The sequence below is a fragment of the Vibrio sp. 070316B genome (assembly GCF_013114115.1).
In the GTDB taxonomy this organism is placed as follows: Bacteria; Pseudomonadota; Gammaproteobacteria; order Enterobacterales; family Vibrionaceae; genus Vibrio; species Vibrio chagasii_B.
On the sequence record NZ_VTYC01000007.1, the window covers coordinates 89,937 to 112,788 of the forward strand.

General features: G+C 44.8%; 19 protein-coding genes, 2 tRNA genes and 2 pseudogenes. 10 read left to right on the plus strand and 13 right to left on the minus strand.

Translation table 11 applies throughout. From position 1 onward, the window contains the following. Positions 1–221 precede the first annotated feature (221 nt). The 5 genes from F0251_RS08175 (at position 222) to F0251_RS08195 (ending at position 4,809) form a co-directional block, all read left to right on the plus strand. A complete protein-coding gene (locus F0251_RS08175) occupies positions 222–968 on the plus strand; it encodes an amino acid ABC transporter ATP-binding protein (protein ID WP_032553986.1) in 747 nt (248 codons plus the stop codon). After that, positions 968–1,765 carry an amino acid ABC transporter permease gene (locus F0251_RS08180; RefSeq protein WP_032553985.1) on the plus strand — a complete coding sequence of 266 codons (798 nt, stop codon included), beginning with the start codon at positions 968–970 and terminating at the stop codon, positions 1,763–1,765. Before F0251_RS08175 ends, F0251_RS08180 begins: the two co-directional genes overlap by 1 nt. Before the next feature lie 12 nt (positions 1,766–1,777). Then, positions 1,778–2,587, plus strand: coding sequence for a transporter substrate-binding domain-containing protein (locus F0251_RS08185; RefSeq protein WP_061030815.1), 810 nt, complete (start codon positions 1,778–1,780; stop codon positions 2,585–2,587). Positions 2,588–2,725: 138 nt separating this feature from the next. Then, complete coding sequence (locus tag F0251_RS08190) at positions 2,726–3,649, plus strand: amino acid ABC transporter permease (RefSeq protein ID WP_171730749.1); 924 nt, start codon at positions 2,726–2,728, stop codon at positions 3,647–3,649. A 215-nt stretch (positions 3,650–3,864) separates the two neighbouring features. Further along, positions 3,865–4,809, plus strand: a complete 945-nt coding sequence (locus tag F0251_RS08195; protein WP_171730750.1) for an ADP-ribosylglycohydrolase family protein — start codon at positions 3,865–3,867, stop codon at positions 4,807–4,809. A gap of 199 nt (positions 4,810–5,008) precedes the next feature. On the opposite strand, the gene F0251_RS08200 is transcribed toward F0251_RS08195, so the two are convergent. Then, the gene (locus F0251_RS08200) at positions 5,009–7,015 is read right to left on the minus strand and encodes a TonB-dependent siderophore receptor (RefSeq protein ID WP_171730751.1); all 2,007 of its coding nucleotides are present in this window, start codon (positions 7,013–7,015) and stop codon (positions 5,009–5,011) included. Between the two features lie 20 nt (positions 7,016–7,035). Between F0251_RS08200 and F0251_RS08205 the strand changes: the two genes are divergently transcribed. After that, on the plus strand, positions 7,036–8,262 hold the full coding sequence (locus tag F0251_RS08205; RefSeq protein WP_171730752.1) for an AraC family transcriptional regulator: 1,227 nt from the start codon (positions 7,036–7,038) through the stop codon (positions 8,260–8,262). A 17-nt stretch (positions 8,263–8,279) separates the two neighbouring features. On the opposite strand, the gene F0251_RS08210 is transcribed toward F0251_RS08205, so the two are convergent. Further along, positions 8,280–9,170: a LysR family transcriptional regulator gene (locus F0251_RS08210; RefSeq protein WP_171730753.1), complete on the minus strand. Its 891-nt coding sequence runs from the start codon at positions 9,168–9,170 to the stop codon at positions 8,280–8,282. Positions 9,171–9,271: 101 nt separating this feature from the next. Between F0251_RS08210 and F0251_RS08215 the strand changes: the two genes are divergently transcribed. After that, complete coding sequence (locus tag F0251_RS08215; RefSeq protein WP_105058294.1) at positions 9,272–9,883, plus strand: LysE family translocator; 612 nt, start codon at positions 9,272–9,274, stop codon at positions 9,881–9,883. A gap of 52 nt (positions 9,884–9,935) precedes the next feature. Here F0251_RS08215 and F0251_RS24635 read toward each other — a convergent pair. The 6 genes and pseudogenes from F0251_RS24635 to F0251_RS08240 all read right to left on the minus strand — a co-directional run. Next, positions 9,936–10,064, minus strand: a pseudogene (locus tag F0251_RS24635) (Tat pathway signal protein); the annotation flags it as partial. After that, a pseudogene (locus tag F0251_RS24640) lies at positions 10,060–11,090 on the minus strand (DUF1800 family protein). The pseudogenes F0251_RS24635 and F0251_RS24640, both read right to left, overlap by 5 nt. Before the next feature lie 140 nt (positions 11,091–11,230). After that, positions 11,231–11,662 carry a GNAT family N-acetyltransferase gene (locus F0251_RS08225; RefSeq protein WP_171730754.1) on the minus strand — a complete coding sequence of 144 codons (432 nt, stop codon included), beginning with the start codon at positions 11,660–11,662 and terminating at the stop codon, positions 11,231–11,233. Positions 11,663–11,704: 42 nt separating this feature from the next. Then, positions 11,705–12,199, minus strand: coding sequence for a GNAT family N-acetyltransferase (locus F0251_RS08230; RefSeq protein WP_171730755.1), 495 nt, complete (start codon positions 12,197–12,199; stop codon positions 11,705–11,707). A gap of 18 nt (positions 12,200–12,217) precedes the next feature. After that, positions 12,218–12,556 (minus strand): zinc ribbon domain-containing protein YjdM, encoded by a 339-nt coding sequence (locus tag F0251_RS08235; protein WP_008216181.1) that lies wholly within the window; start codon positions 12,554–12,556, stop codon positions 12,218–12,220. Between the two features lie 178 nt (positions 12,557–12,734). Further along, a complete protein-coding gene (locus F0251_RS08240; protein WP_105058298.1) occupies positions 12,735–13,898 on the minus strand; it encodes a threonine/serine exporter family protein in 1,164 nt (387 codons plus the stop codon). Between the two features lie 523 nt (positions 13,899–14,421). On the opposite strand from F0251_RS08240, the gene F0251_RS08245 reads away from it, so the two are divergent. The 3 genes from F0251_RS08245 to F0251_RS08255 all read left to right on the plus strand — a co-directional run bounded on the left by F0251_RS08245 (position 14,422) and on the right by F0251_RS08255 (position 15,086). Further along, positions 14,422–14,496: transfer RNA gene (locus F0251_RS08245), tRNA-Gly, on the plus strand. Positions 14,497–14,535: 39 nt separating this feature from the next. Then, positions 14,536–14,610 (plus strand) — tRNA-Gly (locus F0251_RS08250). Between the two features lie 218 nt (positions 14,611–14,828). Then, positions 14,829–15,086 carry a hypothetical protein gene (locus F0251_RS08255; protein WP_102422966.1) on the plus strand — a complete coding sequence of 86 codons (258 nt, stop codon included), beginning with the start codon at positions 14,829–14,831 and terminating at the stop codon, positions 15,084–15,086. A 110-nt stretch (positions 15,087–15,196) separates the two neighbouring features. Here the strand turns inward: F0251_RS08255 and F0251_RS08260 are convergent, their stop codons facing one another. The 5 genes from F0251_RS08260 to F0251_RS08280 form a co-directional block, all read right to left on the minus strand. After that, positions 15,197–15,784 carry a cupredoxin family protein gene (locus tag F0251_RS08260; RefSeq protein ID WP_105058299.1) on the minus strand — a complete coding sequence of 196 codons (588 nt, stop codon included), beginning with the start codon at positions 15,782–15,784 and terminating at the stop codon, positions 15,197–15,199. Between the two features lie 108 nt (positions 15,785–15,892). After that, positions 15,893–19,033, minus strand: a complete 3,141-nt coding sequence (locus F0251_RS08265; protein ID WP_171730756.1) for an efflux RND transporter permease subunit — start codon at positions 19,031–19,033, stop codon at positions 15,893–15,895. Beyond that, positions 19,030–20,769 (minus strand): efflux RND transporter periplasmic adaptor subunit, encoded by a 1,740-nt coding sequence (locus F0251_RS08270; RefSeq protein WP_171730757.1) that lies wholly within the window; start codon positions 20,767–20,769, stop codon positions 19,030–19,032. The genes F0251_RS08265 and F0251_RS08270 overlap by 4 nt, the downstream gene beginning before the upstream one ends. 10 nt (positions 20,770–20,779) lie before the next feature. After that, positions 20,780–22,207 (minus strand): TolC family protein, encoded by a 1,428-nt coding sequence (locus tag F0251_RS08275; RefSeq protein WP_171730786.1) that lies wholly within the window; start codon positions 22,205–22,207, stop codon positions 20,780–20,782. A gap of 99 nt (positions 22,208–22,306) precedes the next feature. After that, a complete protein-coding gene (locus tag F0251_RS08280) occupies positions 22,307–22,771 on the minus strand; it encodes a hypothetical protein (protein ID WP_061030805.1) in 465 nt (154 codons plus the stop codon). Positions 22,772–22,852 lie beyond the last annotated feature (81 nt).

Sequence of the window (22,852 nt, forward strand, 5' to 3'; positions counted from 1 at the left end):
AGCAAAGAAATCAGGTTTTTAAATAAAATCGCGATAATTTAAAAATTTATGTAGCGAAACTGAACCAAATTCTTTGACCTTGCGTATACCCTCAAGCAGCGTCCTAATCCGGCGCTGCTTTTTATTTGCCCTACAAGATGCTATTAAATTCTCATAAGTTCCTAATTTTATGTGCAATCATATTTCTATATTGTTAAGGTAAACCTGTCTCTTTACTAGGTATGAACAACGATTTGAACAATCTTAAGGAAATGGTTAAGTTTAAGTCACTTAACAAGTGGTATGGTGATTTTCATGCCCTAAAGGATATCGATCTTAATATTGAACAGGGAGAGATTGTGGTGATTTGCGGACCATCTGGTTCTGGTAAATCCACTCTTATCCGCTGTATCAATCAGCTAGAACCGTTCGAAAGTGGCGAACTTTCCGTGTTAGAACAGTCACTTCCCTGCAAGTTCAACACACCAGGCCAAGTTGGAATGGTGTTTCAGCACTTCCATTTATTCCCTCATCTTACTGTGCTCGAAAACCTGACTCTGTCTCCTATTCGCACGCTCAAAAAAAGCAAAGAAGAAGCAGAGAAAACCGCCATGCATTATCTCGAGTGTGTACACATCGCAGAGCAAGCGAATAAGTACCCGGCTCAGCTTTCAGGTGGCCAACAACAACGTGTAGCAATTGCGCGCTCTCTTTGTATGAAGCCAGAACTACTACTATTTGATGAACCGACATCTGCCCTTGATCCGGAAATGATCAATGAAGTACTGGATGTAATGGTCGAACTGGCAAGTGAAGGCATTACCATGGTGTGCGTGACACACGAAATGGGCTTTGCAAAACGCGTTGCCGACCGAGTCATCTTTATGGACGAGGGACAGATCGTGGAATCAAATACACCACAAAGTCTGTTCGAAAATCCTCAACACGAACGTACTCAAGCGTTCCTAAATCAGATTCTGACTTACTGATGCTGCTGAAGATAGTGAAACCCGCCCTCTCTGCCTTGGTACAAATTGTGGTGCTTGCGGCAGCCGTTGTTTGGATCCTCGATTCTGGTGCTCAGGCGATGGGATACAGCTGGCAATGGGATCGAGTACCTGACTACATCGCTTTCTATGAAGATGGTGAATGGTGGCCTGCAGAATTGATGGAAGGACTACTCGTTACCATCAATATCTCTCTTATTTCTTTAGTTGCAACGCTGGTGATTGGCTTAACCACAGCCCTATTGCGAAACTCCAATTCAGTGGTTGGTCGCACCCTCGCTACCAGCTATGTGGAATTGATTCGTAATACACCATTGTTGGTACAAATTTACCTGCTCTATTTTGTATTCGGCCCTGTAATCGGTCTGGATCGCTTTAGCACAGCTGTTTTAGCTTTGGCACTTTTTCAAGGGGCATACACCGCTGAGATATTTCGTGCTGGGTTAAATAGTATTTCTAAAGGACAATTTGAAGCTGCTCAATCTTTGGGCTTATCAAAGACCTATACTTATTGGGATGTGATTCTTCCTCAAGTGGTGCAACGTACGCTGCCACCTCTTACCAACGAAGTGATCTCCCTTATCAAAAACTCTTCGATTGTGAGTGTCATGGCTATTTTCGACCTGACAACCGAGGCCAGAAACATTGTTTCTGAAACTGCGATGCCATTTGAGATCTGGTTCTCTGTGGCGATCATTTATCTTGCACTTACACTTTCACTTTCTGCCGTTGCAGCTTGGCTTGAGCATAAGCTCGGAGCCAACTGGCGAACACAATAAGGATTTATCAGCATGAAGCTATTTAAAACCGCTATCACTGCTTTACTTGCGCTTGCCGTAAGTTTGCCTGCACTTGCGTCTGAAACGCCTAACTTAGACAAAATCAACGATCGTGGTTCCCTACGTGTTGGCATGTCGACTTTTGTTCCTTGGGCAATGCGTAACAAACAAGGCGACCTTGTCGGCTTTGAAATCGATGTGGCAAAACGCCTTGCTGAAGATTCAGGCTGGAAAGTTGAATTTGTACCGACAGCATGGGATGGCATTATCCCTTCACTGTTATCGAATAAGTTTGACGTAATCATTGGCGGTATGTCGATCACTGAAGCGCGCGCTAAGAGTGTTCTTTTTACTGAACCATACTCTCACTCTGGTGTTCAACTGGCGGCTAACAAAGAGCTAGCAGAAGGCTTCAGCAAGATTTCTGATTTTGACTCTCGCCGAGTGAAAATTGCAGCTCGTCGTGGTGCCTTCACAGTTCAAGTGGCTCGTGAAACCTTCCCGAAAGCGAAAGTACTTCAGTTCGATGACGACGCTCAAGCTTTCCAAGAAGTACTAAACGGCAATGCACACGCGGTTATCGCTTCAAGCCCTAAGCCAGAGCACGAAGCGATCAAGAACGCTGACACGCTATTCATTCCATTTGATGAACGTCTATCAAAAGGTAACGAGGCATTTGCTGTTCGCCTAGGTGAAACGGACAAAGCTGAGTTCTTCAACGAGTGGATCAAAGCTCGTACTGAAGACGGTTGGTTGAAAGAGCGTTACGAGTACTGGTTCTCTACTCTAGATTGGCAAGACCAGATTGCTCAAGGTCAGTAATTGATAGCTAATTAGACGCTAAATAACCAATCAAGGCAGTACCTTGCTGGTACTGCCTTTTAAGAAACACCCGAGATAGCTATAAACTCATAGCCACTCTCACAGCATATTAATTATCATTGTTTAAACAGGAATGACGTGAGTAGTACTAGCGCATTATCAACGCCCAAGCCCAACCTTCACACCAAGCCTTGGTATCAACGCCTCAATCTATTAGATGGAGTGTTGTTTTCCATCATTTGTGCGTTCGCAGGTTGGCTTTATTATCGCTCTGCTGTCGGCATTAACTATCAGTGGCGATGGGAAGACGCGTTCACGTTAATCTTTATTCCACCTTCTCAAGGCAATATTCCATATTTCTTCCAAGGCTTGGTCGCAACATTGCGTTTGAGCTTATGGAGCATGGTGTTAGCGCTCTCTTTCGGCACACTGTTAGGAGTAGCAAGACACTCTAAGATCGCTTTATTCAAAACACCGGCGCTGCTTTTCATCCAATTGGTTCGAAATATTCCACCACTGGTTTTTGTGTTTATCTTTTACTTTTTTGTCTCTAACCAACTGATTCCTTTACTTGGTTTAGAAACCCTTTTGCGTGAACACAATGGCGACATCAACCAACTGCAAGCTTTTCTATTTGGCCCTGCCAACCTTTGGGAAAACTTAGCTTCTGGCGTTATCTGTATTGGTTTGCTCTCTTCGGCGTATATCGCTGAAGTGATTCGCGCTGGCTTGGAAAGCATTCCGAAAGGGCAATGGGAAGCTGCGGACTCACTTGGTTTGTCCGTCTTCTCAAAATATCGATATGTGGTTGGTCCGCAGGTATTAACCGCGATTACCCCACCTTTGGCTGGCCAAGCAATTTCGTTGGTAAAAGATACATCGATTGTCTCTCTGATTTCGATTCAAGAAATGACCTTCATTGGCACCGAGATGGCCAACTCATCCGGTTTGATCTTTGAGATCTGGCTGATTGTCGGCGCGGTTTACTTCGCGTTATGCTTCACTCTCTCGCGCATTTTCAGAACCATAGAGCACCGTTCAAGTGCTTATCTCAACCGCTAATTTGCACTAGTCATTCGGTTGCTTCTGTGGTACTTCAGTAACCTCTGCTTGCCCTTAGCCTATAATATTCATCAGCTTTTCCTGATTGGTTTAACTCATTGACCAATCAGGATTAATCGTTTCAAAACTCTCTTCTAAAGCACAGCAAACCCTTCATTTAAACACTATACTTTGAATACTAAATCCCATCGGATTCTCTCAAAGGTCAAACCAACATGGATAATCATAAAGAAAGAGCATTTTATGCCGTTGTCGGCGCATTAGTTGGGGACGCTGCCTCTATGGGGCTGCATTGGTTATATGATCAAGAGAGGATCATACAGGTAGCGGGTTTCGAGCCTGAGTTTCGTTCGCCAAACGAATCCGATTATCAAGATAAAGGTTATTTTGCTCACCAAGGAAAATCCGCAGGCGACCAATCGCAATACGGTGCTCAACTATTAGCAATGGTCGATAGCCTAGTCGACAATCAACACTACGATGAAGCAAGTTACATCAAACATTTCCGCTTCTGGTTTGATTTCGGCGGCAGTTGGCAAGGTTACATAGATAAAGCGACGCGCATGAGCTTGCTGAACATCCATCAATTAGAATTAGCAAACGCCCCTATTACTTCGTGTGGCGCTGACGACACGCAATTGCCTGCAATTTCAAAAATCATCCCTTTAGTGGCTTGTACCTATACGTCTCACACCTTACCAGCAATGGTTGAAAGCGCGGTTCGAGTCACTAATAACAACGATAAAGCAGTAGAATGGGCACAAGCCATCACCCTACTGATTCAAGCTGCGATACAAGGTAATTCGCCATTACAATCCGTAGAAATGGTAAGACAGACCTGCAGCAGGTTTATACACGATCAAATCGATGAAGCCCTCGCAGAGCCTGAGCTTTCAATAACTGACGCGGCAAAGAAATTTGGATTGCATTGTGAATTGAGTGCCGCATTCCCCTTGCTGATTCGCATCATTGCTGGCGCTCAGAGCTTTAAGCAAGGTATTCGAGATAACATTTTATGTGGCGGTGACAGCTGTGGGCGGGCAATAGTGATTGGCGCAGTATTAGCGGCTTGTTTCTACGAAGAAGACGGTGCGATTCCAAAAGAATGGCTTAAGCAAGTCGAGCTAAATGGTGGTGTGTTATCCCTGCCCATTGAGTAGTGTTTTGGAGCCTGAGTAACCGTTCTGGCAATCAAAAACTAAAGCGCCTCTCGATTCCTTGCTCGAGAGGCGCTTTAGTTTTCACTATTCACTTCAACGAATGGCTTAAACGGATAGCTTCAGCTTCAGATTATAAACTTCGCGGCTCCCTACGACCGCTGGTTTGTCACTCTGACTGAACCTATTTCGTTCCTCATTCCTAGAACTGATACGCGGCAGAAAGCTTGTAGTTACGACCAGGTTCATAGTCATCGAGGGTAAAGCCCCTCGCCGTACCTGAACGAGATGCGTGTGAGGTATATTGCTCGTCAAACACGTTGTCGATACCAAAGGTGACAGACAATCCGTCCACGGTAGATGGCACCCATTGTGCGTAAAGGTTATGCACGTCGTAACCTTCTTTGATTGGCTGACCATCAAATACGTTGTCTTCATCCTTAACAAACATCGAATTCCAACCAAAAATCGTTTCCAACGCTTCAGATTGATAGTCCAGTGTTAAAGTGATGCTATCGCCCATATCAATACTACGACCATTTCCACCTGCGACAGCGCCGCCTGTGTCTTTGTTTTTAGTATCTGAACGTGCATAAGAAAGTTTACTGTTAAACATCTCGTAGCCGTAAGACAAGCTTGCTTCAAAGCCTTTGATCTCCACGTCGCCTAAGTTGTAAATCAAGTAACTTTGGCTAGCACGCTGGTACTCTTCGGCAATGTAATCATCAATATTGGTTTGGAATACAGTTAGGTTCGCGCCAACAAAGTGATCATCAATACGCTTGTCGAAACGCACGCCACCTTGTGTGTTCTGCCCTGTTTCAGCTTTGATATCATCCGCTAAGTACGCAGCATCTTGATACGCAATAAAGGTCTCCATCAACTCTGGGCCTTTAAATAACGAACGTGTGCTCGCAAACAGCGTCCAATCTTGTGTAACGTCCCATTGCGTCGCTAGAGACCAAGTTACGTCATCGAAATCGTCATTTCCTGTCTCTGCTTTACGCTGATAATCATCAAAGCGAATACCCGCTGTGATCGAGAAGGCTTGAGTAAAGTAGAACTGGTCTTCAACAAAAAGCGCGGTAGAAATGGCCGACTCATCCATAAACTTACTGCTGCCGTAATAACTGCTTGATGACTTGTCCATGTAATCAAAACCGTAGGTCGCAACATTATCAAACGACATCAAGCGATAGTCCGATTGGAACTTAGCATTCAAGCCAAAGTTTTGGTTCTTCGCCGTGTTGTTAGACAAGCGATTCGACGGCCAGCGTGGTGCCATGACACTTTCATCGCGCTTAATTTCAGTTTGAGTGTTGTAAAGCGTCACGTCCCCTTGGTGAGTATCGCCACGAAGCTCATAGCTTGCAGTGACGGTGTCACGGTCGTAATCGGTTGGGATCAGAATATCGTTAGACAGGCCTTCATTCGCGCCACCCGACATATCCGGGCGCGGACTGTAATCGCCGCTATCGCGGTAGAGATCATAAGCGAGTTCAAAACGGTGCAAGTCGCTCGGTTCAAAACCAATCTTACCTAGAATATTGTATACATCCCCTTCTGAACCAAAGGTTTCATTGCCATCGCCATCCTTAAAATCGTCACGGCTCATGTAGTGGCTGTAGAGCATGGCATCAACGTTATCCGATAGTAAGCCATACACAGTTAAAGAGCCTTGCTGACTTGCGTTAGTGGCATAGCCTCCATAAACACGAGCTCCGAATCTCTCGTCGTAACGAAGCAGGTCTTTTGCATCTTTAGTTTCAAACAACACAGAACCACCGAGTCCATTTTGCGTGACTGAGTTGTTACCTACTTGAATATCGGCCGATTTCAAAATATCTGGGTTAAGCGTGAGGTTGCCAATGTGGTGAAACATGTTGGCGTGCTGAGATGCTCCATCAAGTCGAATATCGAGATCCGTTTCGCTCAAGCCACGAATCGTGATTCTTTGATTCACCGAGTGCGTTCCCCCAACATCAACTCCCGGAATCTCACGCAGTAGATCCGACATATGGTCAGCTTGTTTGAGTGACATATCATCGGCAATGATCGATTCTGTGTTACTAGATACCTTCGTTCCCCACACCACCACTTCGTCAAAGTGCGATGTGTTCTCTTCTGCTATCACAGGGCTACTAACCGCACTGGCTATTGCAATACAGAGGGCTGAAAGCTTGATTGTTGAGCTGACTGGGCTTTCCATAAATTCAATCCTAGATGTAAATGATAATAATTCGCAAACATGATAGAGTTGTAATTTATAAATGCACAGATGATTTGCTTATGCGAAAACGCACAGCTGTTATGAGGAAAGGTCAAATGGGTGAAGTAGCGTCAGAGCAAACTAAACTTGCCGAAACGGCTATGACTGGAAGAGTCGAGTTAAACAAGAAAGCTGTGTCAGCGAATAAACCAGTGTTAACGAAAAAAGTCGCTCTAACCAAAAAGCTAGAACAGACTGAAAAGCAGATCATTGTGACACAAGGTCAAACCAAGCAGACCTCGCTCGCTGAAGGTAAATTCCTTTCTTATCAATACAATGACCAAATTTTCGTGCATGGCGGCCGCTGTATTGAATTGGTCGACAGCAACATCGTCTCAACAGCCCACTCAGCGATCTTGATTACCATTATTCTCGAAGGAAAACTCACCTTTGGCTACGATGATCTTGAGTTCGATCTCGATGCCAGCAATGGACCACAAGGCGTGGTGGTAAACTTAGCTAAACCTGCCAACTTTAGGCGCTCGTTAATTCAAGATAACAAGATGAACAAGATCAACATCTTGGTTAAGCCACAATGGGTAAAACCACGTTTAAGTGACCACTGTTCAAGCAAATCATTCTTAGATTCACACAAGGCGTTTTACGATGTGCAGTTCAACGCTGACATCATTCAACTCGCCAATACACTCACTAGCCAAGCTACACCGACCAACTTTCAAGCCAAGCTTGTCGTAGAGACGTTAACCCAGCAGTTGCTTGCTCAAACCTTGTCTCAGATGCCGATTCAATGCTGCCAAGAGTGCACTTCTGAGGACATTAACGCGAGTCCAAATGGCACGGATATGAACGTTGGTTTGGACCAAAACGATAACCAAGTGTCGGCTGAAAAAGGGTTCGATGCCAAGATTGAAGACATCATCAGCTACATTGAAATCAACCTAGATAAGCCACTCAGCCTTGAAAGCATCGCAGGTCAATTCTCGATGAGTATCTCCAACTTACAACGTCGATTTAAGCAGTCTTACAACCTGACGATCAACGGCTATATCCGACACCGACGCTTAGATATCGCGCGACAACACTTAGAACGAGGCTTGGTATCAGTAACCGAAGCCGCCTATGAAGCGGGTTATCAGCACCCTTCAAACTTCACCAATGCTTTCAAGAAAGCGTTCGGTGTTCCGCCTCATGCGCTTGCGAAACACTCTGCATCAAGGGGGAATTAGCTTCTGACGTAAAGAATCTATTTGTTTTTAATAACTGGAACACACTGCGATAACTCGCTCTTCAACCAAGCTACGAATGAATTGCCTGACTCATCCTGATTGCTATCTTGCGTGAGCAATATGTACTGGTGACCAGAAGGTACGAAGCCAAACGGCGCGATCAAGTTACCTCTTTCAAGATCGTCGGCGACAAGTGGATAAGACCCAAGCGCTATGCCTAACCCATCGACAGCCGCCTGAAAGCAAAAGTAGAAGTGTGCAAATGTTTGGTTCGCTCGAGCATTAGACCACTCTCCACCATTAACTTTATCTTTAGTGATAGCACCCCAATGACTCCAAGCATCTGGCCGTGTACTGCTATGCAGTAATTTCACATCATCTAAGTTATCTTTTACCTGATGCCAATAACCCGGGGAACACACAGGGCCTACCCACTCTTCAACTAGCGGTATCTGTTCGTAACGCTCGGTTAATTTAAAGTCATCTCGGCGAATCGCCATATCGAGTCCTGTCGCATTCAAGTTCACAGGCCCACCAGCAGTCGACAAACGAACATCAATACCTGACTCAGCGTAAAAGTCGCCTAAACGAGGCATCAACCAACGCATGGTTAATGTTGGTTCACACGACACCTCGAGCGCATGGTTTTTCAGTTGGTTAAGCTTTGTTACGCCTGTATCCAAAGCCTGAAACGCTTGCTCTGTGTAGCCCTTGAGTAACTCACCCTCTTTGGTCAAACATACATTACGCCCCTGCTTATAAAACAGAGTATGAGCCAGGTGATTTTCCAGAACCTTGATCTGTTTGCTCACCGCACCATGGGTAATATTGAGCTTTTCTGCCGCTTCGCTGTAACTCATCGAATGCGCGGCGACATGAAAAACATGAAATGCTTTAAGATGCCTCATGTGTGATTATTTCTCACAGGTTAATGGAATTCATTTCGATTATAGGTAGCAAATAAAAACCATACAATGGCCGCTCATCAAATAAGAGAATTGGAGTATTTATGGAATGGTTGAGCTTAGCGGTGTTAGGGCTATTAATTGTTATAAGTCCTGGTGCTGATTTCGTTTTGGTTTTGAAGAACAGCGTCAACCAAGGAAGACAAGCCGGTATTTGGACAGCATTAGGGGTTAGCCTAGCAATTTGCGTTCACATTAGCTATTCGATGCTAGGTATTAGTTACTTAATCTCACAGAATGAACAGATTTTCGACATCATTCGATACGCAGGTGCCGCTTACCTTGTTTACTTAGGGATTAAAGGAATTATAAGCGCAGACAACAAACTTGCCCCTATGGAAGGAACGACGCAGAGCATCAGTGTTTGGCGTTATTTAGCCCAAGGCTTTTTGTGTAACGTACTCAACCCTAAAACCATGTTGTTCTTCTTGAGCATCTTCAGTCAGGTCATTTCACCTGACGCTGAAAACCAACATATCGCACTCGGTTACGGGCTTTACATGATTGTCCTTCACGGCTTGTGGTTTGGAATTGTTGCAGTGTTATTTACTTCAAATACGCTCCAAAAACACTTGTTGAAAGCCAAGAAAAGGCTCAATCAAGCGTGTGGATTTGGCCTTTTAACATTCGGGGCATTATTGGCGGCTAAGTCTTAAACCACATGCAAAACTGTGCCCCTAAGACCACAATCTAAAATTCAAAGCCACTTCATATCATTTGAAGTGGCTTTACCATTTCACTATCAGGGAAGATGGTGTTTAACTGCTTCGTATTTATAGATAGGTGCTCGCCAAGCACACCTTTAATTACGCCTCGCATGTCAGTCGTTGGTTTAAGAAATATCGGCACTACGAAGGACGGCAAATAGCCACTCTTTCGGAGGTCTAAATCGATTAGGATTAGGCTCACTCGCCTGCTCGCTGCTCAGTAACAAGCGGTAAACAGGCAGCAAGTCACCATTACCTTTTAAGTATGCAGCAACCATCTGTTTTGAGAGAGCTTTAGGTGTGTCACCAATAAAATGCAGGCAAAGCTTATCAACCAAATGTTTGGCTGTGTCTTGGTGGGTAGCTAGGGCTTGTAAACACGACTCCCCTTGCAAGACACCTGACTGGGAGTAGGATTTTCCAAGTAAGGTATGCGGCCTGGCTCATGCAGGTTATTGGCGAATCGAAAACCAGCATTTGGGGATTGGAATTTAATACCCCACCCCGAAATCGCTTTTGCCAAGGCAATCACATCCTGTTGGGTATAGGAGCCATCAACACCAAGAGTATGAAGCTCTAGAATTTCACGAGCGAGGTTTTCATTGAGCCCCTTATCAAGGCGCTTACCAACTTTTGAGTTAGGTCCAATGGAGAGTTAATTATCAAGATACAAAAGCATGGCTGGATGCTTTGAAGATGCCATCAACATGTCGCCAAAGTTGCCATTCCAATGCTTGCGAACCATATCGTTTTCAATGCTTGCGGCTAAGGGCATCAATTTTCGATTATCGACCGAAATGGCAAAGTGATTGCTCCAAAACTGAATGATGCGTTCTTGGAAACCATATGGCGTTTCAACGCTTTGCAGGTGGCGAGCTTGAGATTGTTGTCGATAATGAGTTCGAAGAAACGACTGTGCCTCTTTCTTCATTGCTTGCATCTTTTGCTCATCACCCTTGGCTTTCTTTCGCTGTTCACGATTTTCACCAATAGTTATGAGAATAGATTCGGTTGTGGGTAGAGCTTGAATAGACTGATGAATAAATGGCTTTTTATCCAACTGTTCTAAAGGTGAATAATAGGCTGTTTGACCTAATCTGGGCCCAAAACCAAACCTTTGCTCACCCACTATTTTTGAAGTTGGGTAATAATTCATTGCACACTCCCTTACGCTCGATCTGTTCTAAGTGTAATCGCTTAGTCATCAAGCATAGGGAGCTTTACAAGGTTTTACGTTAGATGGGTGTCAGGTGCCTATCAAGTTACAGACACAGTGTGATCATTTTGAATGGATGTCTATTTACGCCACATATATACAAACTGGTCGTTTTGCGTGGTGACTTCAAAACCAAATCGGAGATACAGCTCTCCAACTCGATTACCTTGCAGGTAACATAACTCAACTGGCTTACTGAGCTTATCTGCGTGAGCTAAGCAATCGGTTAGGACTTGGCTTCCAATCCCCTTACCATGATATTCAGGCAGCAAGAAAAACCGGCAAAAGTAGAAGTGATCACCTTTGTCTTGCAACAACACACTGCCAATCGCTTTGCCCTGATATTCAATGATTTCAGGTCTTTCTTCTTCCCACTCTTCGGCGTGTATGTCTCGTTGAACTTGCTCATCCCAGCCAAAAACAGCCTTGATTGGCTCAAATTCAGCCGCCTTTTTTAGCTCGAACAGGAATTCATAATCTGATGACTGAGCAGGCCTTGTTGAATGCTTCAAAATATCTCCATAAGTAACTAGGGCTTCTTACTTCAATAAGGTTCATTTAGGGTCTAATTGATATCGCAATACTTCGTGTCTGTCGTGCTCTGAATAAAATGTACTCAAGAACCGACCACCGCACTTCTCAATCACTTTCTTCGAAGCGATATTGCCACTTTCACAAGTAATGATAGCGCTTTCTGTTAACGCGTGATGTTGTATCCAAGACAACATATAGCTAGCAACACCTCGCCCTCTAGCTTGAGGTAAAGTTTCATAGCCGATGTGTCCGATGACATCATGGATGTACTCAGTCGTTCCATGACGAACTCGAATCACACCAAGGATCTCGCCACAATCGATACAGAAATAGGTAGAAGCTGGAGTCCAACCTTCTGGCAAACCTACACCTCTAGAATAAGCAATACGTCTTTTTAAATAAGCGTCACTGCTATCAGAAATACCAGTGTAGATATCAAGCCCATCTTCAGCACATTCATTCACATAATGATGAAAGGCTGTTGAATGCGATAAATCAGCTTTGACTATATCCATATCGTTTTGAGATCCCGATTACTGCTTTTTAACGTATTTCGCAGTCACCAACATTTCACCGCCACCATCAAGCTTACAATCTAGCTGGTGATCTTTTCCTTCATTGATGCGTCGAATCACAGCTTTGGTACCAATTTTTAGTACGCTAGAGCTGCCTTTTACTTTTAAATCTTTGATGAAGGTGACTTTGTCGCCAGTCTCTAGCACAACGCCATTAACGTCTTTCACTCGCGCAGCTTCTCTTTCCAAACGTTCTTCTTCTGGATTCCACTCATAAGCGCACTCAGGGCAGATTAAGTTGTTTTGGTCCGGGTAAACATATTCAGACTGACATTGCGGGCAAGGAGGTAAAGACATACGTTACTACTTCATTTAAATGGAATTTGTGTCATCTTAATGACTCTTGCCATGGTTAGCGAGCACAAATCGAATCAATTGCATCAAGATGAGTTGGTGATAAGAAAGAGCGGCTTCAAAACGAACAAACACAGCAGTGAGCTGTGTTTGTTTAGAAGGTTCCGATAAGTAAAACGGCTTAACGTTCAACTTTAGGCGAGTAAATGGAATACGCCGTAATTTGACCAGCGACGATCGCCGAGAACATAAACAGTGCCGATAAACCGATACTTGGGATCGGTAAGATAGACTGCTCAAATACCGATTGACTGGCACTTACTAGAACACGGCTACCCGGAACTAAGATAATGATTCCTTGAACAATATAGATAGAACCCGTTAGATCCATCTTCTTCGCAATCCAAGTTCCATAGAGCGTGATCAATACAGTCGTTACCCAAGTGCCAACTACCCAGCCACTATCAAAACCTAGATAGAATGGGCCCCACATACCTAGAACCGCAACTGGCAAGCCTAATAGAATATCGGTTGGGCGCGCATTAAACATCACACCGATAGAGACAGAAATCAGCACCAATCCGGAAATATGCATCCAAGTCGGCACGGCATTGGTGTAATCAATGGATACCGCTTGCCCCCATACTGCTTCACCAATGTTCAGCCCCATGATGATGCCAACGAACAGCTTTATCAGTGTTAAGGCACTCTGCCCTAGCAAGCTGGTACCAGAGACTAAATCGTTAAAGGCCAAACACTCTAGTGCGTTGGCTATGGATAACCCGGGGACAAACAAAACGATCGAGGCAATACACAGCGCCCAGACAGGGATCGGTAGCCCTGTGCTTGCCAAAAATGCCACAGCAATACCGGTTAATAGTGCAGAGATGAATTCAACTGCAATCGCGCGGCGTGAATGGAGAACTTGCTGACATACCCAAACCATCAAGCCAAGTAACGCAGAAAAGCCTACCGCTTCCAAAGTACTGCCGACCAACATCAGATAGGCAGGTGGGATCCCCATATTCGCCAGTGCAGTAATCCATTTAGAATAACCAACCGGCTCTGGGACCGGTTCACTGCTTGGTTGATTGATACGAATAATGGTATTTGCCAACAAACTCAGGTTGATTGAAGCTGGCTTTAGACGTTTGAGAATAACGGCATTGTTATCGTCTGGAAATTGATAATTAATCGCGGTCGGTGTTGCCTGAATCATGACGTCTACACCATGCTTTTTCGCATAATATTGTGTGTATTTTTCAAGCTTATAAGGAGCACAACCACTGCGGTGAAGTGTATCGCCAATTTCAACAATTTTGTTAATTCGGTACTGAGAAGGCATGGGTATTTTAGGGGAAACAAAATGTGCGGCAAATGTACCAGACGATAGACGGAATGACGAGGTTTTTGCGTAATTTATCAACTAGATTCGTCACTTTTTTCTCCGAACACTCAAAAGTACGAATGACTCTACTCATTTAGGATTAAACCTATGAATAATAAGAATTGTTCACAAGTTAAATATATGCATCCATATTGTTATAAACAGACCGTTAAGTCTGCTCAAAAAAACCGCTTGTGTTAACGAGATTATTCATAAAATTCAGGTCAAATACAGAACAAAGACCAAACAATGCGGCGGTTTATAAAGCAAGGTTAAAATTCATCCAAAGCTAGCGGTAGTCATAACATTTAAGCACAGAGCGCTTAACGAGAGTTTAGTCACACTTTATGCAACCACAAAACACCAGACGTGATTGAAAAACTAGCGGAGTGGTGGTTATGCGAGCACTTAGAATAAAAATGGAAGAAAAAGGTTTCGTTTTCAGTTAGATGTGGCATTATCAAACTCGTTAAGACGATGTGCGTGCATCGTATAATGGCTATTACCTCAGCCTTCCAAGCTGATGATGCGGGTTCGATTCCCGCTGCACGCTCCAAATCTTCTTAATGCTTCAGTCTTACTCTTAAGACAGTGTGCGTGCATCGTATAATGGCTATTACCTCAGCCTTCCAAGCTGATGATGCGGGTTCGATTCCCGCTGCACGCTCCAACTCAAGTTCATCGTTTATCCCCTTAGATCAAACTCAATCTTCAAAGATAATTTTCATACTTTGAAGTAGTACGCTAACTACTTAAATTATCTTTAGTTTCCCCTTTACTACTCTTACTGTCTCTCAGAATTGTTCTAGTTTTATAATCTCGGTCAATGTTCAAATCCTTCGTTGTGTTAATGTGCGCTCAACTGGAAACAACCATAAAATAATAAAAATGTTTAAAAGCAATGAGTTAACTATCAATATTGAGACAATCAATATCGCCCTGTCCAAAGTCGAAAACGCGAACAAAATTCAACTTAATACGTTGAAAGGTTATGTGAGCAGTGAGCCTGAGCAAGCTATTCTTGCGTTTCGTTCTTTGAGTGAAGTGGAGTCTATCGACGACAAGCTGAAAAGAATCATGTCAGAGCTCCCTCATCTAAGTGGCGAGGCGCAACACCTACTGGAAACATCGATTCTTTTACAGTGATGAGCAAGAAAGATAAGTCTTAGCTAACGAATGAGTATGAGTTAAGACTTATCTTTGATTTCTTAGCCCTGATTGAATTTCTAATTAAACAAAGAGCTAATGATTAACGTCTAAAGCGTTACACTTTTCACCATACCCGCTTCTGCATGCCCTGGAATATTACAGGCAAATTCTACGTGATTGTCTCCATGGAAATGCCAAAGCATCTGCTTCGCTTTGCCCGGTTTTACTGTCACTGTACTGCCAGAATCATGAGCATGATTACCCATATTTTTCATCATTTCACGATGCTCTAACTGCTCCTCGGAAGAACCAATCGAAAATTCGTGATCGACCTTTCCTGTGTTCATCACAACGAACTGCACCACGTCGTTCGGCTCAATGTTCACTTTGTTCTTAAAGGTGATTTTCATATCGTCACTCAGTAGCACATGAACCACTTTATCCGGCTTTGCGCCCGTCGCAGGCATGCCTACTTCAGACATACCGTCCATGTTCATCATGATTGAATGATCCATCTTTCCACCTTTCATCATGCTGTGATTCATCTTCGAGTGGTCCATGTCTCCGCTGTTCATCATTGAGTGATCCATACCTGAATGGTCCATATTTGAATGGTCACCAGCTGAATGATCCATTGCAGCAAACGCTGTTGAAGCGGTGATTGTTAGGGCGATAGTAATTAGTGTCTTTTTCATGGTCTTTCCTTAAATTGATTCTATTTTTTGTTGGTTTCACATGTTTATGTGGTGCGCCCTTACCTACTCCTATCTCGCAAGCAAGGGCTTTTATAATCAGTACGTTATTTACTTGTCTCGGCTTTGGATCTGAGTGATCTCACGCTGCTTCCACAGCTTGAAGATCGCAGGAAGCACCAATAGAGTGAGCAGTAGCGCAGACGCCATTCCCCCAATCATTGGCGCGGCGATTCGTTGCATCACTTCTGAGCCTGTACCTTCTCCGTACATAATTGGGATTAATCCAATGATTACGGTAAGCACTGTCATCATGACTGGACGCACACGAAGCCCTGCCCCTTCACGAATGGCATCAGTGAGATCGGTTTGTTGGAGTATTTGCTGGTTCTGTTCGGCATCAAGCTTTTTGAAGTGCCACGCTTGGTTGAGATACACCAACATGATTACCCCAATCTCTACCGCAACGCCCGCTAGCGCGATGAAGCCAACACCAACCGCAATGGAAAAGTTGTAATTGAGGTAATACATCAACCACAAACCACCAACCATGGCTAACGGCAATGTCAGCATGATCATCATCACTTCACCGACACGGCGGAAGCTCAGATACAGCAGCAACATAATGATGGCGATGGTGATAGGCACTACCACACTTAGTCGATCTTTGGCGCGTTCCATGTATTCGTATTGACCTGACCATGCGAGTGAATAACCCGCAGGTAATACGATTTGCTCAGCAACCACTTGTTGTGCTTCTGCCACATAAGAACCAAGGTCACGACCATCAATATCTACGAATACCCAACCGTTAGGACGTGCATTCTCTGTTTTGATCATCGGAGGACCATCTTCGTAACGAATATCCGCAACATCAGACAAAGCGATACGAGCACCGTTTGGTGTTACTAACGGTAGGTTCTGCAGCTTGACGACAGAATCACGGTAATCTTGCGGGTAGCGGACGTTGATTGGGTAACGTTCAAGCCCTTCAACAGTTTCACCAACATTCATTCCACCTACGGCCGTAGAGATCACCTGCTGCACTTCTTTGATACTTAACCCATAACGAGCAGCAGAGCGACGTTTGATGTCTATCGTGACATAACGACCACCAGCCACACGTTCGGCATACACAGAAGCGGTACCACTCACACCATTCAAGATAGGTTCCAGTTGAGATCCGATATCCTCAATAACACTCAAGTCCGGTCCTGCTATCTTGATTCCGATTGGCGTTTTAATGCCGGTCGCTAACATGTCGATACGTGTCTTGATTGGCATAACCCAAGCGTTTGTTAAACCGGGGAACTGAATCAGATCATCGAACTCTTTGCGTAACGACTCTGTAGTGACACCGTCACGCCATTCATCGCGAGGTTTCAACTGAATAACTGTTTCAATCATGGTGAGTGGTGCAGGATCGGTTGCCGTCTCTGCTCGCCCGATTTTGCCCCATGTAGTTTCAACTTCCGGGATGGTTTTGATTAACTTGTTGGTTTGCTGAAGCAGTTCACGCGCCTTACCTATCGAAATGCCTGGATAAGTGGTCGGCATGTACATCAAGTCACCTTCATCCAGAGGAGGAATGAACTCACTGCCAAGCTTACTGGTTGGGTAATACGCAGAAGCCATCAAACCCAGTGCAATCACAATCATCACTTTTGGATACTTTAGGCTTAAGTTGAGCAATGGTTTATACATCGCGACTAAGCTGCGGTTCACGGGGTTCTTGTGTTCAGGTAACACGTTGCCACGAATGAAGTAACCCATTAGCACTGGCACAAGCGTGATAGCCAAACCTGCAGCCGCCGCCATTGCATAGGTTTTAGTGAAAGCAAGTGGCGAGAACATCTTGCCTTCTTGGCCTTCTAATGCAAATACAGGAACAAAGCTCAAAGTAATTATGATCAGTGAGAAGAACAACGGTGCGCCAACTTCTTCTGCAGCCTTACCAATCACCTGCCAACGGTTTTTATCGGTCAGAGGCGTTCGTTCGATGTGTTTGTGGACGTTCTCTATCATTACGATAGCCCCATCCACCATAGCACCTATCGCAATAGCTATACCGCCAAGAGACATGATATTGGCGTTAATACCCTGCCAATGCATCACAATGAATGCGCCTAAGATACCAACAGGCAGACTTAGTGCGATAACCAATGACGAGCGGATATGGAACAAGAACAGCGCACACACCACGGCGACCACGATGAACTCTTCAGCCAGCTTCTTCCAAAGGTTTTCAACGGCTGAATCTATCAAAGTCGAGCGGTCATAAGTCGCGACAATCTCGACACCATCAGGTAAGCCAGCTTGTAGTTCTGCAAGTTTACTCTTAACAGAATCAATCACTTCACTGGCATTTTCACCAAAGCGCATCACGATAACGCCGCCAACCGCTTCACCCTCACCGTTGAGCTCCGAGATACCACGACGCATTTGCGGGCCAAGGTTAATGTCAGCAATGTCACCTAATAGCAGCGGAGTACCTTTGTCGGTCACTTTTAGCGGCAGAGATTGAATGTCTTCGATGCTTGTCAGGTAACCGGTCGTACGAACCATGTGCTCGGCTTCCGCAATCTCAACAACAGACGCACCGGTTTCTTGGTTACCATCTTGGATTGCCTTATTGACTTGCTGAAGCGTCAGGTCGTAAGCACGTAACTTGGCAGGATCAATCTGCACTTGATACTGCTTCACCATGCCACCCACGGTTGCCACCTCAGAGACACCCTCAACGGTTTGCAGCTCATACTTCAAGAACCAGTCTTGCAGGCTGCGAAGTTCGGCTAAGTCGTGCTTACCAGTTTTGTCTTGTAAAACATAGCTATAAACCCAGCCTACACCCGTTGCATCAGGCCCGAGCGTTGGTTTCGCGCTTGGTGGCAAGTTAGGTGCTACTTGGCTAAGGTATTCCAACACGCGAGAGCGCGCCCAATACATATCGGTATCGTCATTGAAGATGATATACACATACGAATCACCAAAGAACGAGTAACCACGTACCGTTTCGGCACCCGGCACGGCTAACATTGCCGTGGTGAGCGGATACGTTACTTGGTCCTCAACGACCTGTGGCGCTTGACCCGGATAACTGGTTTTAATGATCACCTGCACATCAGACAGATCAGGAATGGCATCGACGGGCGTATTTTTAACGCTGTATAAACCGCCAAATACGATGGCGACAGTGGCAACCAGCACTAAGAAACGGTTGCTAATAGACCAGCGAATAATTGCATTGATCATAGTTCGCCCTCACCCGTGCTATTCGTCGGTTCGAGAGATTTGAGCACATAATCAGAACCTTGTTTCGCCACTAGAAACCGAATGGTTTGACCCTCGGCAAACTCAGATAAATCAAGGTCATCACTGGCTTGGAAATTCATTTCACCCGCTTTCCAATTCCACTCAGGGACTGGCTGATGTTTTACGGTGATCATGCCAAAATCTGCCATCAACATAGTGATGTCGCCCTTCACCCAAACTTCACCAGCGATCTTGTGTTTGTTGACCTTGTAATCAACAACCTCGTACTGCCCTGACTCTGTCTTTCTCATCTCAAAATCAATCGCCTTACCACGTTGGACGTCACTCATGTCCAAGCCTTCCGCAAAGGTGAAATTCATCACCATGCCCGGCCAATCCCATTCTGGAACAGGCTGATGGTTAATCGTCACCATGCGACTACCTTGCATAACATCGGAAATTTCACCGTTCGCCCATACGGTTTCAGCTTCTTCTTCAACACCATTGATGCGTGACAGATCAGCGGATTGGCTCGATTCAGAATCCAACATGAAGTGCGCAGAAGTGACAATGTTCTCACCTTGCTCTAGCCCTTGAAGCACCTCTATTTTTTCGCCAGCTTCACGACCAACCTCAATACGAGCAGAGCGATACTTGCCAGAACCTTCTGACATCACAACACGAGTCATGCCACCAGAATGGATAACCGATGATCGAGGAATGGTAAGAACTTGTTCGTCACTGATGGGTTTCAGTGCAATATTGGCGAACATGTTGGGTTTGAGCTCACCATTAGGATTAGAGAACTTCAAACGAACGCGTAAGGTTCGTGTTTTAGGATCAAGAATCGGGTACACGTAATCGACAGTTCCCTGCCATTCTTTACCGGGAATCGCATCAAGTGTCATTTCGGCATTGCTACCTGTAGATATCCAATGCGCTTGTCGTTCAAACACTTCCGCATCAACCCACACCTCGTCTAGTGGCCCGGCACTGATTACCGCTTGTGCAGGTGCAAGGTAACCACCTTCTCGGATATTCAAACTTGCAATAACACCATCGGCAGGCGCTTTGATTTCAATGGTTTGTGAAGCTTTACCTTGGCGAGTAATAGATCGAATCTGAGTTTTATCAACGCCCAAGGTAACCAAGCGTTCAGTCGATCCTTTAATCAGTCCTTTGCGACCGGTTTTGTAGGCACTCAGCAGCTCTTCTTGCGCCTTAACAAGTTCAGGGGAATAAAGCGTGAAGAGTACATCGCCTTTGTTTACCTTCTCACCAACCGCATTGATATACAGCTTTTCTACCCAACCCGCAGCGCGAACGTTGGTTTGCCACAATGCACTCTCGTCGAATGCCACATAACCAACGGTTTCAATCCGTGGAGACAAAGACTCCAACTCAACCTTTGCTGTTTTAACGCCGAGATTATTCTCTACTGACGGATCAATAGATACAGTGCCAGCTTTGTCTGAACCACCACTTAAGTCATCGGCATAAACAGGAATCAAATCCATACCCATCGGGGATTTACCCGGCTTGTCACGCTGATAATTTGGGTCCATCGGTGCAACCCAATACAAGGGGTCATCGCTCGCCTGTGAGGAGGAGTTTCCTTCAATCGCCCCCGCCATTGCTGACATATCGTGTGCCTGGTTAATTAGAAAATGATTCGCACTAAAACCTAATGCGCCACCGACCAACAAAGCGATTGTTGCTACTTTTACTGATTTCATTATTCGTTCCTTATTGATGGTTTGTCGCAGTTAGTTGCGGTTGCTCAACCTGATAATCAAAGCCGCTCAGGAGTGACGCGAGCTTGCTATTCACGATGTTGAGGTCAGTAATCAAGCGCTGTTGCTCTAGCTTCAAAGCCAGCTCATCTGTCGTTGCTGAAATCACATCGTTAAACTGTGCCGTGTTGTTTTGATAACCTCTTTCAACCGCACGGATTCGCGCCGATGTCTGAGGTAATAAGGAACTTTGGTAACGCTCTAGGCGCTGGGTGAGATTCGTCTTATCCACCAATAATGCATTCACTTGAGCATTCATTTGGGCAAGTAAGGTGTCTTTTTGAGATTTAGCAGCGCCAACTTGGTGTTGAGCAGCAGACAAGTTTTTGTCTTGTCGATTACCCGTAAATAAAGGGATATCGACTGTTAGATATGCACTGACAAGATCAGAAGCAGGTTCACCTGCCATGTTATTCGCTTGTCGGTGGGCATACATGACTTCTACACCAAACTGAGGTGTGTAAGCTTGTTCTGCTAATTCAACTTGTGTCTGATTGGACGAGATAGTCGCGTCTGTTATCTTAACGAGCGGATGCTCCATCAACAGTTGATAGTGCTTAGTTGAATCAATATTGGTTGCTAATTTATTTTCCAATAACGACCAATCAATTTGGTTAGTCGCATTGAGTACGCTTTGAGCATCAGTAGCCGGAGAACCAACAGCTTGAGTCCCTAGCCAACCCGAACCCAACCATTCAGAAAGCTGAGAGATTAAGCGACGCTGGACTTGCTGGTTAGCTTGCAGTTTCTCATCAAGTTTGCTGACTTGAAGCTGGGCATTGAGCAGATCTTGCGCTTCGCTTTTGCCAATCGAGTAATTGGTTTGCACATAGTTCTCTAATTCAACCAAAAGGCGTCTGTTTTCACGCATCACACCTTCTGCGACTTGCTGGTACCCCAACTCAAGCCATAGCTGCGTCATGCTGTTAGCAACCGTCAATTCACGAGCCTCAACTTGAAGAGCGAGTCCATCGGCTTGCTGACTTGCCTTTTTCTGCTGAAGATCAAGCGTATTGCCACGCTCGAATTGCTGCATTAAACCAACCGAAATATTGGTCATCGGGTCTTCGTCGAATTGAAAACTATCGACTGGCAGGCCACCGAATCCGACTTTGAGTTTCGGATCCATCAGCGTGGCGCTCGCAATACCAGTTTCCCTCATCGCTTGCGACTGAGCAAAGTACTGCTTGCGATTACTGTCTTGGCTCAATGCTATTTCAATCAATGTATTGAGTTGCTGAGACGAGCTTTGTTTATCAACTTGTGTAGAAACAGGAGCCGCAGCTAAAACACTACCTGAAATAAAAGCAGAGCTTGAAATAAAGGCAGCAGCAACCACGACACTCGCGTTTATTTCAAACACGGAGTTTGTTGGTTTTATATTCACAATGAATGTCCATATCTAGCGTTAAATAACGCATATAAAAGATTGGCGTATCAGGTTTATGAGTCTGATATCGCTATGTTTTTAGATATAGATTTATGCGGTAGGTGGGCGTAACAAAGATTGAGCGCGTGCGACTTTCTGCCCAATAATGACAGATTGAAAACGAGCTAGTGAAGAGACAAATGGATTGGCGGCTTGAACAGCCTGAATCGGATAAGAAGTCGCAGAGCACACTGAGGCGCAGCAGTCGGCACTCGAACAATGGTTACCCATCGTCTGACTGCCGTCTTCGCTCATTGAAGACATATCGCATTGATCCATCAAATCATGGGCACTCATATTAGAGTGTTCGGCGTGTACTTCTTGACTCATCACATGGCATCCCGCCATTGAGTCATTAGTTGACTTGTCGTTATGGTAACAAGCCGATTTACCCGAACTCATTTCCATCATCATAATGTCAGTCATCATTGCTGATGAGCTTGAAGCATAGCTAGACATCAACATCGCGATGATGCTGAAAACAGTAATCCAAGTTGTTCGGAGTGTGTTTGTCATAGCTAACCTTTAAATTTATAAGACGACTATAAAGGTTACCCTTAGGGTAAGGTCAAGCTAGTTGAGCATTATCTTTAACTA

Bases quoted from the DNA above. Each gene is read 5' to 3' on its own strand.
- F0251_RS08175 (WP_032553986.1), top strand. From the start codon at position 222: ATGAACAACGATTTGAACAATCTTAAGGAAATGGTTAAGTTTAAGTCA.
- F0251_RS08180 (WP_032553985.1), top strand. From the start codon at position 968: ATGCTGCTGAAGATAGTGAAACCCGCCCTCTCTGCCTTGGTACAAATT.
- F0251_RS08185 (WP_061030815.1), top strand. From the start codon at position 1,778: ATGAAGCTATTTAAAACCGCTATCACTGCTTTACTTGCGCTTGCCGTA.
- F0251_RS08195 (WP_171730750.1), top strand. From the start codon at position 3,865: ATGGATAATCATAAAGAAAGAGCATTTTATGCCGTTGTCGGCGCATTA.
- F0251_RS08200 (WP_171730751.1), bottom strand. From the start codon at position 7,015: ATGGAAAGCCCAGTCAGCTCAACAATCAAGCTTTCAGCCCTCTGTATT.
- F0251_RS08205 (WP_171730752.1), top strand. From the start codon at position 7,036: ATGATAATAATTCGCAAACATGATAGAGTTGTAATTTATAAATGCACA.
- F0251_RS08210 (WP_171730753.1), bottom strand. From the start codon at position 9,170: ATGAGGCATCTTAAAGCATTTCATGTTTTTCATGTCGCCGCGCATTCG.
- F0251_RS08215 (WP_105058294.1), top strand. From the start codon at position 9,272: ATGGAATGGTTGAGCTTAGCGGTGTTAGGGCTATTAATTGTTATAAGT.
- F0251_RS08230 (WP_171730755.1), bottom strand. From the start codon at position 12,199: ATGGATATAGTCAAAGCTGATTTATCGCATTCAACAGCCTTTCATCAT.
- F0251_RS08235 (WP_008216181.1), bottom strand. From the start codon at position 12,556: ATGTCTTTACCTCCTTGCCCGCAATGTCAGTCTGAATATGTTTACCCG.
- F0251_RS08240 (WP_105058298.1), bottom strand. From the start codon at position 13,898: ATGCCTTCTCAGTACCGAATTAACAAAATTGTTGAAATTGGCGATACA.
- F0251_RS08255 (WP_102422966.1), top strand. From the start codon at position 14,829: ATGTTTAAAAGCAATGAGTTAACTATCAATATTGAGACAATCAATATC.
- F0251_RS08260 (WP_105058299.1), bottom strand. From the start codon at position 15,784: ATGAAAAAGACACTAATTACTATCGCCCTAACAATCACCGCTTCAACA.
- F0251_RS08265 (WP_171730756.1), bottom strand. From the start codon at position 19,033: ATGATCAATGCAATTATTCGCTGGTCTATTAGCAACCGTTTCTTAGTG.
- F0251_RS08270 (WP_171730757.1), bottom strand. From the start codon at position 20,769: ATGAAATCAGTAAAAGTAGCAACAATCGCTTTGTTGGTCGGTGGCGCA.
- F0251_RS08280 (WP_061030805.1), bottom strand. From the start codon at position 22,771: ATGACAAACACACTCCGAACAACTTGGATTACTGTTTTCAGCATCATC.